Here is a 10,609-nt window from a genome sequence, read left to right as displayed (position 1 = left end):
GATAAAAACTCATTTAAATCACTTTGCTATTAAGTACAAATTGATTCTTAGAGCGAACCAGATTGCTTGGCAGGAGCTTAAAAATATGGCAGCTTAAAATTGACCGTGCGTAACATGAGTTTATTATTTCAATATCTTGGTATTTCATTGCTCAGAATCCTGCAACAAACATTACTTTGATCGATTGTTTAGGGCTCATAATTTTTATTTTTTCCCTAAGTTTAGAATCCCTGGCAGATTGGCAGTTACACCAGTTCAAAAAAAATTACCCAGGACAAGTCTGTAATTATAAATTATGGCGTTTAAGCAGACATCCAAATTGCTTTTTTGAATGGCTTATTTGGTGTTCCTTTAGCGTTGCAGCGGTCTCATCACCCTATGGCGAATTGAGCCTAATTTCACCCTTAGCCTTATATTTAATCATGACCTACCTAACTATCCCGGTAACCGAGCGTGAATCAATTCAATCAAGAGGAAGAGCTTATATTGAATATCAATTAAGCACCCCACGGTTTTTCCCTAAAATAAATAAACTAACTAAATAAAAACAAATTTAGCGAACTGGATTAAGGTAAGGTGTAAACTCAAATTAAACTGCAATAATGGGTATTTAAGCTGGTATAAATGGAAAAAAGAATTAAAAATTACTTCAAACGGTAAATCTTAATCGGCTGGTGCCGCCCATGCACAGTGATATCACCCAATAACTCTCCTCGCTTGTCTTTTAAACCTAAATGAACATCTTCTGATATGAGTAACTGGCTCATGTAGGTTTTATTTAATTGTTCTATACGAGAAGCGAGATTGACCACATCACCAATAATGGTATACTCCTGACGCCTTTTCGTGCCGACATTGCCGGTAACCACAATCCCACAGTGGAGGCCAATACCAATTCGGGTGTTTGGAATCGTACCATTTGCGATCTCCTTTTCAATTTGAATTAAAATTTCTTCTGCAGCTTTAACGGCATTATTAGTATCATTATCGCCACTAATCGGTGCGCCAAATACGGCCATAAAACCATCTCCGAGAAATTTATTAATAATGCCATGGTGTTTATTAATAATTTCTATCATAAAATTAAACATTTGATTTAGATAATTAACCACTTCTTGTGGTTTTTTATTTTCAGAATAAGTAGTGAAATTACGAATATCCAAGAACATCACGCAAACAAATTTAGCTTCACTCACAGCAGTTTTACCTTGACTTAATAGCATATTCACCACTTCAGGCGATACTTGTCGACCAAAAATTTGTGCAATTTCCTCACGCTCTTTAGCTTCCTTAAATGCTTCATAAAAGCCTTGTTTAATTCGTGCAGTAACAAAGGCAGTAACACAACCCCCAGCAAAAAAAATCATTCCCCGTGTGATAAGTTGCTCTGTAGAGTAAACATAGGGCTCTAAATTAGGTAAGTGATTGATAGTAAAAAAATAAAAACCCAGTGCATTGTATTCTAAAGCCGCAACTAAACCAGTAAAAAAGCAAAGGCGAATATCTAGAGTCAAGGCAGATAAAATAATGAAGACGAAATACAATAAAATTCGTGAAGAAAGCAAAACATAAACGGGCTCATGGAATTGAGCTAAAATACAAAGAAATAAAGTGGGAATACTTGTTTCTAAAAATAAGGTTAAAAATTGTAACCCTTTAGGAATTATAAGCTCTTTTTTTTCACGCGCACAAAGAAAAAGACGTAATAAAAAATAATAACCAGCAATAACTAATAAAAAGGTAGACGGAGACCAAGCACTTACTTTATTTTTAAAAAGAATAGTAAATTCAATAGGACTAACAACTGCCCAAATCGCAACATAGACTGCTAAAAAAAGAAAAAATGACATTAAGATAGTAACTCTTAAAATCTCACTACGCAGGATCTCATGGTTTAGAGTAGTTAAATGCACCAACATTCTCCCTAATATGTTTTTTCCTAAAAATCTCCCTAAAGAATAGCATCTAGATTAAAACAGCAGCTTAGACGATATCTAAAACTGCATTTAATAATTTTCGAGTATAAGAGTGCTGTGGACGAGAAAAAATTTGCTCACAAGCCCCATATTCCACCGCTTTACCCTGATTCATTACCAAAACCTCATCAGCAATATAAGATACCACCCCCATATTATGGGTAATGAATAAATAAGTAATCCCAGTTTGCTGCTGCAATTCTTTTAATAAATTTAAAATTTGGGCTTGCACTGAAATATCTAAAGCACTAGTGGGTTCATCACAAATTAAAATTTCAGGCTCTGTTGCTAAAGCACGGGCGATGCAAATGCGTTGCCGTTGCCCGCCGGAAAATTGGTGCGGGTAACGATGTAAACTGTTGCTAGGCAAATTGACATGGTTAATTAACTCTTGCTGTCGTTTTTTTATCAAAGAAGATTTTATCCCTTGTGCAAGCATCCCTTCGGCAATAATCTCCCCTACCGTCATTCTTGGGTTCATTGAAGAAAAGGGATCTTGAAAGATAATTTGTATTTTCTTGCGGTATTCTCTTAGCGCGCGCCCAGTTAAAGTAAGTACATTGTGCTGTTTAAAATAAACCTCTCCAGCTGCGGCAGGGATAAGGCGCAATAAAGCACGGCTTGCTGTCGTCTTGCCACATCCTGACTCCCCAACTAAAGCTAAGGTTTTACCTTTTTTTAGTGAAAAACTAAGGCCATCGACTGCTTTATAAATAGTTTGCTTGCTTTTAAACCAGGATTTTTTTTGTTCGAAATAAACGGATAAATCTTTAACCGCAAAAAGCACTTCTTCTTTTTCTAGTTGTAAATTCCAAGCTATTTTATCTTTTTCTAAGGGCGGTAATTCTTGGGTTTGTGGATATAAATGACAGCGGATTAAACGATCATGTACCTCTTGTAATTGCGGCTCTTCAAGCCGACAACGAGTAAAAGCATAAATACAGCGGGGATGAAAGCGACAACCGGAGGGTAAGGCATCTAAAGTAGGAACGCTGCCATTGATCACGGATAATTTTTCATCACGTTTAGAGCGTGAAGGCAATGATGCCAAGAGTTGTTGGACATAAGGATGGCCTATGTGGGAAAAAAATTGCTCTACTGAAGAATGTTCAACCACTTGTCCTGCATACATCACACAAACCTTATCAGCCATAGCGCGTACGACCCCTAAGTCATGGGTGATGAGTAATAAACTCATTTTATGATTTTGTTGCAGCTTTTTTAGGAGGGTTAAAATTTGAGCTTGAATGGTGACATCCAAGGCCGTGGTTGGCTCATCCGCGATTAATATATCGGGTTTGCAGGCTAAGGCCATTGCAATAACTACCCGTTGTTTTTGGCCGCCCGATAACTGGTGGGGGTATTGCTGAATTTTTAACTCAGGTTGGGGCATTTCCACTTCGCTTAATAAGGCAATTAATCGCGTGTTGAGCTCGGCCTTAGAATATGCCTGTTGCTTTAATATGACTTCAGCAAGCTGAGCACCAATAGTCATCACCGGGTTTAAAGCACTCATTGGTTCTTGGAAAATCATAGCCATGCGCCGGCCTCTTAACTGGCGCATCATTTGTTCAGGAAGGTTTAAAATATCCTGCCCATCAAGTTCAATCCTGCTTTTCTCATCATAAACCCCTGATTTTGGTAAGAGGCGCATTAAGGCAAGAGAGGTCAAAGATTTGCCACAACCCGATTCCCCAAGCAAGACTAAGGTTTCGCCGGGAAGCAAAGTAAAACTTAGCTTATCCAAGGCAGTAATTGTTTTTTTAGGGCTACAAAAAGCTACTGATAATTGCTGAATTTCAACCGAATTAGGCATAAATATTTTCTAAATTTATAATTAGCTTAACTCTAACAAGAGATAGATAAGGCTAGCAATACATTCATTTCTGATTTTAAAGGAATTCTTCAGAGAATTTGAATTGGACTAACGTGCTCCAAATGCTCAATTTGATAGCACTGTCACGCTTCCTACTCGATATAATCACTGTTCCCCACTATATTTTAAGGTGATTTACGGCCGAAAGGCACTAGAATTGTCCTCTTCATGAAGGGGGTCGGAGTACAAGCCAGCTTCTTTTAGTTCTGCCATAAATTCAGCATGCTCTAAATTTGCATAAGCAATTACTTGCTGACCAAATCTTTTTGCTTCTTCCTGTATATTAAGAGGTAGACTATTTTCAAGCATTTCTTCGGAAGCCCATTCTATATTTTTATAGCCATAACTTAATGAGACTGATATATCCTCTTCCTCTTTTATAATTTTCACTAAAAAATAAAAATTGGTGTTTCCTTGCAAATCAATAAATATAGCATCACCAGATCGAGTTTTTTCCATTAGGGTAAACAAAGTCATTTCCTCGCATTCAAAGTAACTTAGAACGTGCCTATTCAAGGTGTTTTTCAGCATAAAGCCAAAAATTTTATCAAAAACTAAAATATAAAAATTTAAACCCAGGAATTGGCTTATCGGTATCTATTATTGTCCTAGATCTGGTTCGGCACAAGAGGCAAAACTATGCTAAAATAAACCCTTCATAGTTTAATGATACTAAGTTAAGATAAAAGTTTGGGCCTGAGCCCCACAAGCGTCGAACTCAAGTTCGGGCTACCTTAAATATCTTATTCCGTTACTATCAATAGTTTAAGTAGAAGACCATGTCACAAACATACACAGCAGAAGCGATTGAAGTCTTAAGTGGTTTAGAACCCGTACAACGACGCCCCGGGATGTATACCGATACGACTCGCCCCAATCACCTGGCTCAAGAAGTCATCGATAACAGCGTTGATGAAGTATTAGCAGGATTTGCAACCCAGATTTGCGTCACCCTTCACGAAGATGGCTCTATTGAAGTAGAAGACGATGGTCGCGGAATGCCTGTTGATATTCATCCCCAGCTTGGTTTAAGCGGTGTTGAAGTCATCATGACCCGTCTTCATGCTGGTGGGAAGTTTTCTGATAAAAACTACAGTTTTTCAGGCGGCTTACATGGGGTTGGTGTTTCAGTGGTTAATGCTTTATCTGATCGCCTAGATGTGACTATCAAACGTAATGGCGTTGTCTATCAAATGTCTTTTGCTAATGGCGATAAATTATGCGAGCTCAATGAAACGGGTACTAGCAAAAAAAGAGAAACCGGCACCCTAATTCGTTTTTGGCCTAATGCTAAATATTTTGATACGACTAAAATTTCTGTAAAACATTTAACCCATGTCTTAAGAGCTAAAGCAGTTTTGTGCAGTGGCTTATCCATGACCTTTATTAATAAAGCGACGCAAGAACAACATCATTGGTATTATGAACATGGTTTGGGCGATTATTTAAAACAAAATTTATCATCTGATTATCTGCCTGAAGAACCTTTTGTGGGCGAATTTAAAAATGATGAAGCGACCGTTGATTGGGCTTTAGTATGGACACAAGAAGCCAATAGCAGCCTTAATGAAAGTTATGTAAATTTAATTCCTACTATTCAAGGCGGCACTCATGTTAATGGCTTGCGCTCAGGTTTGTTTGATGCCATGAGTGAGTTCTGTGAATTACGTAACTTATTACCCCGCGGCATTAAATTGGCTGCCGATGATTTGTGGGAGCCTTGCCAATACGTCCTCTCGGTTAAGATGAAAGAACCCCAATTTGCCGGCCAAACTAAAGAACGCTTAAGTTCAAGACAAATCTCTGCCTTTGTGAGCAATGTCGTAAAAGATGCATTTTCACTTTGGCTAAATCAGCACCGCAATCAAGGTGAAGCTATTGCAACATTGGCCATTGAACGGGCGCAAAAACGCTTAAAACAAGCAAAGCAAGTAGCCCGTAAACGCGTAAGCCAAGGCCCTGCCCTTCCTGGTAAATTAGCCGACTGTTTACAAACCGATTTAAGCCAAGCAGAGTTATTCCTGGTCGAAGGAGATTCTGCCGGTGGTTCTGCCAAACAAGCCCGGAATAAAGATTATCAAGCAATCTTGCCGCTCCGTGGAAAGATTTTAAATTCCTGGGAAGTAGAATCCACTCAGGTTCTGGCCTCACAAGAAATCCATGACATTTCAGTAGCCATTGGAGTTGATCCAGGCTCCGATGACCTAAGTGGTCTTCGCTATGGAAAATTATGTATCTTAGCCGATGCGGATTCAGACGGTGCTCATATTGCCACCCTAATTTGTGCTTTATTCTTACGTCACTTTAAACCCTTAGTGAAAGCCGGCCACGTTTTTGCAGCCATGCCGCCCTTATTTAGAATCGATGCTGGAAAAATTGTCCATTATGCCCTAGATGAAGAAGAAAAAAACCGCATCATTGAACAACTTAGCCAAACCACTAAAGCCAAGATAAACGTCCAACGCTTCAAAGGTCTGGGGGAAATGAACCCCTTGCAATTACGCGAAACCACTATGGATCCTAATACTAGGCGCCTAGTTCAACTCACTCTTGATGACGAAGAGCATACTGAAGCATTAATGGATATGTTACTGAATAAGAAAAGAGCCGCTGACCGAAAACAATGGCTAGAAACCAAAGGTGATTTAGCGGATGTCTAACAAAGATATTTTTTCTTGCTGCCCAGAGGGTAAGATAAGAGTTATCCTGCGGTAAGTGTTCTATCCCTGTTGGAACAGCTTTATTAGGCCCATATTGTTAGGGAAGAGAGCTTGAATGTTGGGTTATTTTTGACTCGTAGGCTTACTTTTTCGTGAAATTGCTACCCCGAAAATAAGAGAGGCTGTGATAATTTCCCGACCGTCCTGCGGCTTGTTCGGAGGTTCCAGGAGTAGAGTTCAATATTTAGCTCTCTGGATCCTGCGGACAAGCCGCAGGACGTAGGAATTATAGAGATTAATAGTAATGAACGTTAGATGTTAAACATAAACTCCTTGGCTTAACGGCTATAGATCCTTTGACCCAACACTCACTGCTCCCATGCTTAACATCTCATACCAATTCCCTTTACTTATTTAATATCTTTGGAGGCAGCGAGCATCCAGTGGGCTTTTTGATGGGCGGCAATGCGCTCACTTAATAAATTGATCGTTCCCTCATCATTATTATCTTGCGCCATTTTAATGGCTTGGTTCAGATCGCGCACTAAAACACTATGATCTTCGGCTAACTCACTAAGCATTTGATTCGCACTGTTGCTCGAATCCCCATCTTTTATCGTTTTTAACTGATTAAGTTCAGAAAAGGTTGCTGGTGCCTTATGTCCCATCATCAGTAAACGCTCAGCAACCTGATCTACTGCTTCTGCTAATTCTTTATATTGCATTTCAAATAATTCATGTAAGCTTTTAAATTGCGGGCCTCTTACGTGCCAGTGGTAATTTTGAGTTTTTAGATAGAGTGCATAAGTATCGGCTAACGTCACTTCAAGACGTTTAATAATCGCGTTCATAACCCCTCCCTGATTAGATAATTTTTAGTTTTCTGCCCTTAAGCATAGTTCATAACGATTAAAAAGCTAAAAAAAACCCGCCAAACGGCGGGTTTTTAATGAGTACCATGGGGATGGTCGGCTTACATCATGCCGCCCATACCTCCCATGCCACCCATACCGCCCATGCCGCCCATATCGCCAGCACCAGCTTCTTCTTTCTTAGGTAAATCAGCAACCATACACTCAGTAGTTAACATTAAGCTTGCAACAGAAGCTGCGTTTTGTAATGCCATACGAGTTACTTTAGTTGGATCTAAAATACCCATTTCAACCATATCACCGTATTCGCCAGTAGCCGCGTTGAAACCATAGTTGTCTTTTTGTTCAGCAACTTTGTTCACTACTACAGAAGACTCATAACCAGCGTTAGAAACGATCTGGCGCATTGGCGCTTCAATCGCACGACGTAGGATATTGATACCCATAGATTGGTCATCGTTGTCGCCTTTTAATGAATCTAATGCTTTTTGAGCACGGATTAAGGCAACTCCACCACCTGCTACGATACCTTCTTCAACAGCAGCGCGAGTAGCATGAAGAGCGTCTTCAACACGAGCTTTTTTCTCTTTCATTTCTACTTCAGTAGCAGCACCAACTTTGATTACGGCAACACCGCCAGCTAATTTAGCAACACGCTCTTGTAATTTTTCACGATCGTAATCAGAAGAAGTTTCTTCCATTTGCGCACGAATTTGAGTAATGCGAGCAGTGATTTCAGTTGCTTTACCTTCACCATCAATGATAGTGCAATTTTCTTTAGTAACAACAACACGTTTAGCAGTACCTAAGTCTTCTAAAGTAGCAGCTTCTAAGCTCTTGCCAATTTCTTCAGAAATTACTTGGCCGCTAGTTAGGATTGCGATGTCTTGTAACATAGCTTTACGACGATCACCAAAGCCAGGCGCTTTAACTGCACAAACTTTAACAATACCACGCATGTTATTCACTACTAAAGTAGCTAGGGCTTCGCCTTCAACGTCTTCAGCAATAATTAATAATGGACGACCAGATTTAGCAACACCTTCTAATACCGATAACATGTCACGGATGCTAGAAATTTTCTTGTCAACCAATAGAATGAATGGGTGCTCAAGTTCGCAAGACATGTTTTGTTGGTTGTTGATGAAGTAGGGAGAAATGTAGCCACGGTCAAATTGCATCCCTTCAACAACTGATAATTCATTCTCAAGGCCGTTACCATCTTCAACAGTGATAACCCCTTCTTTACCTACTTTTTCCATAGCACTTGCAATGATAGAACCAATGGCTTCATCAGAGTTAGCAGAAATAGTACCTACTTGAGAAATTGCTTTATTGTCTTTGCAAGGCTTAGACATTTCTTGTAGCTTTTTAGTTACTGCAAGAACTGCTTTATCAATACCACGTTTTAGATCCATTGGGTTCATACCAGCAGCAACTGCTTTATGACCTTCAACAAGGATAGAACGAGCAAGAACTGTAGCAGTAGTAGTACCATCTCCAGCGGTGTCAGAAGTTTTAGAAGCCACTTCTTTAACCATTTGAGCACCCATGTTCATGAAACGGTGTTCAAATTCAATTTCTTTAGCAACAGACACACCGTCTTTAGTAACAGTTGGCGCACCATAAGATTTTTCTAAAACAACATTACGTCCACGTGGACCCATTGTTACTTGAACTGCATCAGCTAATGCATTAACACCAGCTAGCATTTGTAGACGAGCATCGTCGCCAAAACGTAATTCTTTAGCCATTCTTTTTAATCTCCATTAAATACAATTAGATTATTACTTCTCGATTACACCCATGATGTCGTCTTCGCGCATCACTACTAATTCTTTACCCTCAACTTTAACTTCAGTACCGGAGTACTTGCCAAACATTACTACATCACCAACTTTAACAGCTAAAGCACGAAGATCGCCATTATCCAATACTTTACCAGCGCCAACAGCAATCACTTCACCACGCATAGGTTTTTCAGTAGCACTATCCGGAATTACGATACCACCAGCTGTGGTACGCTCTTCTTCCATACGACGAACAACAACGCGATCGTGTAAAGGACGAATTTTCATACTCTTATCTCCTGATTAATTAACTTAAAGTTCATCAAAAAATGCCTATAATTTAGAATAAGCAATACCGATGACTGGCAAATGGGGGCAGTAAAATAAAATTCAAGGGCTTTATTAAAAAATATTTCATTTTTTATTTCCTCGTTCATTAATTCCAAGGTTCTCCCAGCTCGTAGGACTTCAGAGAAAGAAAGAATCTCATCCTCCGTTTTTGATATAATACGCATTTTTCGGCCCCTATCTCAGACGCGCGCAGCGCTCGCTACGAGTAGGGAGTTATTAAAACCTATTACATACCTTGTTAACCACTTTGTATCGGGTCTAAGTATTAAACCTTTGTGTAGGAATAAGTCATCATGATGATATTTAAGTTCAGTTCTGAAGATTAAAACTTTTTTTAATATTTAATTTAAAAATAGAATCCAAGAAAGCATTTTAAGGCAAACACCACTTATTAATCTGAACAACAAAAGTTATTTATAAGCTGATTGGGAGGTGCGTACCCTAATATTTGGGTAGCCTCTTCTACATTTTTTTCCTCATGATTAATACGCCTTAACTCATAAACCCTTGTAGAATCGTCCGCAAATTCATCCATGCCTTCTTCATCTTCTGCAGTAAAAGGTTTTTTTCCTAATAAAATTGCGCGGGTCTTTGGATCAATTATTCGGTATTCTCCTATATCAGAGCAACCACTCCCTCCACATCGTTCTTGTAATAATAAATATTTTTTATTATCAATAGAGTCAACACAAGCAACATCTAAAAACTCAGTAACCGCTGTATACATTAGTTTTTCTTGCTGACCTGCTAGGTAGAACATTTTATAACCTTCATCAAAGTCTCTTCTCACCACAAAAGTAGTGTTTCCACATTCTCCTTTATAGGTATTTAAGGCATTAAATTGAGCGATACAACAAAAATTATCTTTATCAAAATCGGGAATAAACCCTAAAAAGCTCATTAATTGTTCCTTATTATTTTTACTTTTATACGGCTCTAATAAAAATTTCCCCTGCGCCGGATCGAAGTGATATAGGCGCGGATTTTTAGACGAAAAAAAGGTATTTTTAAGAGCTATTCTTCTAATATAAGAGGGGAATAGAATGACCAAAAAGCGAAATTATTACACTGCATCAAAAAAATC

At 38.9% G+C, this 10,609-nt stretch carries 10 protein-coding genes; 2 read left to right on the top strand and 8 right to left on the bottom strand.

The features are described 5' to 3' along the window. Positions 1–13: 13 nt before the first annotated feature. The gene (locus tag ELY15_RS16565) at positions 14–148 is read right to left on the bottom strand and encodes a hypothetical protein (protein WP_255411092.1); all 135 of its coding nucleotides are present in this window, start codon (positions 146–148) and stop codon (positions 14–16) included. Between the two features lie 28 nt (positions 149–176). Between ELY15_RS16565 and ELY15_RS10480 the strand changes: the two genes are divergently transcribed. Further along, positions 177–545 carry a DUF1295 domain-containing protein gene (locus ELY15_RS10480; RefSeq protein WP_233586640.1) on the top strand — a complete coding sequence of 123 codons (369 nt, stop codon included), beginning with the start codon at positions 177–179 and terminating at the stop codon, positions 543–545. A 99-nt stretch (positions 546–644) separates the two neighbouring features. Here ELY15_RS10480 and ELY15_RS10475 read toward each other — a convergent pair whose 3' ends face one another. From ELY15_RS10475 to ELY15_RS10465, 3 genes are all read right to left on the bottom strand, one after another. Then, the gene (locus ELY15_RS10475; protein WP_158617451.1) at positions 645–1,913 is read right to left on the bottom strand and encodes an adenylate/guanylate cyclase domain-containing protein; all 1,269 of its coding nucleotides are present in this window, start codon (positions 1,911–1,913) and stop codon (positions 645–647) included. 70 nt (positions 1,914–1,983) lie between these two features. Next, positions 1,984–3,792: an ABC transporter ATP-binding protein gene (locus tag ELY15_RS10470; protein ID WP_127099752.1), complete on the bottom strand. Its 1,809-nt coding sequence runs from the start codon at positions 3,790–3,792 to the stop codon at positions 1,984–1,986. 195 nt (positions 3,793–3,987) lie between these two features. Next, a complete protein-coding gene (locus ELY15_RS10465; protein WP_148111238.1) occupies positions 3,988–4,329 on the bottom strand; it encodes a hypothetical protein in 342 nt (113 codons plus the stop codon). A 302-nt stretch (positions 4,330–4,631) separates the two neighbouring features. Here ELY15_RS10465 and parE point away from each other — a divergent pair, with 302 nt between their 5' ends. Continuing rightward, positions 4,632–6,512 (top strand): DNA topoisomerase IV subunit B, encoded by a 1,881-nt coding sequence (gene parE / locus ELY15_RS10460; protein WP_127099748.1) that lies wholly within the window; start codon positions 4,632–4,634, stop codon positions 6,510–6,512. Between the two features lie 410 nt (positions 6,513–6,922). Here the strand turns inward: parE and ELY15_RS10455 are convergent, their stop codons facing one another. The 4 genes from ELY15_RS10455 to ELY15_RS10440 form a co-directional block, all read right to left on the bottom strand. Beyond that, positions 6,923–7,363: a Dps family protein gene (locus ELY15_RS10455; protein WP_127099746.1), complete on the bottom strand. Its 441-nt coding sequence runs from the start codon at positions 7,361–7,363 to the stop codon at positions 6,923–6,925. 122 nt (positions 7,364–7,485) lie between these two features. Continuing rightward, positions 7,486–9,138 (bottom strand): chaperonin GroEL, encoded by a 1,653-nt coding sequence (groL, locus tag ELY15_RS10450; protein WP_127099744.1) that lies wholly within the window; start codon positions 9,136–9,138, stop codon positions 7,486–7,488. Positions 9,139–9,171: 33 nt separating this feature from the next. Continuing rightward, positions 9,172–9,462 carry a co-chaperone GroES gene (gene groES, locus ELY15_RS10445; RefSeq protein ID WP_127099742.1) on the bottom strand — a complete coding sequence of 97 codons (291 nt, stop codon included), beginning with the start codon at positions 9,460–9,462 and terminating at the stop codon, positions 9,172–9,174. 454 nt (positions 9,463–9,916) lie between these two features. Further along, a complete protein-coding gene (locus tag ELY15_RS10440) occupies positions 9,917–10,426 on the bottom strand; it encodes a hypothetical protein (protein WP_127099741.1) in 510 nt (169 codons plus the stop codon). Positions 10,427–10,609 lie beyond the last annotated feature (183 nt).

Source organism: Legionella sp. km772, assembly GCF_003989735.1.
Classification (GTDB): domain Bacteria; phylum Pseudomonadota; class Gammaproteobacteria; order Legionellales; family Legionellaceae; genus Legionella.
The sequence above is the reverse complement of the archived record's forward strand: the minus strand, read 5'-3'. Positions and strand labels throughout refer to the sequence as shown.

Coding starts and splice junctions, on each gene's coding strand:
- ELY15_RS16565 (WP_255411092.1), bottom strand. CDS start 148: ATGAAATACCAAGATATTGAAATAATAAACTCATGTTACGCACGGTCA.
- ELY15_RS10470 (WP_127099752.1), bottom strand. CDS start 3,792: ATGCCTAATTCGGTTGAAATTCAGCAATTATCAGTAGCTTTTTGTAGC.
- ELY15_RS10465 (WP_148111238.1), bottom strand. CDS start 4,329: ATGACTTTGTTTACCCTAATGGAAAAAACTCGATCTGGTGATGCTATA.
- parE (WP_127099748.1), top strand. CDS start 4,632: ATGTCACAAACATACACAGCAGAAGCGATTGAAGTCTTAAGTGGTTTA.
- ELY15_RS10455 (WP_127099746.1), bottom strand. CDS start 7,363: ATGAACGCGATTATTAAACGTCTTGAAGTGACGTTAGCCGATACTTAT.
- groL (WP_127099744.1), bottom strand. CDS start 9,138: ATGGCTAAAGAATTACGTTTTGGCGACGATGCTCGTCTACAAATGCTA.
- groES (WP_127099742.1), bottom strand. CDS start 9,462: ATGAAAATTCGTCCTTTACACGATCGCGTTGTTGTTCGTCGTATGGAA.
- ELY15_RS10440 (WP_127099741.1), bottom strand. CDS start 10,426: ATGAGCTTTTTAGGGTTTATTCCCGATTTTGATAAAGATAATTTTTGT.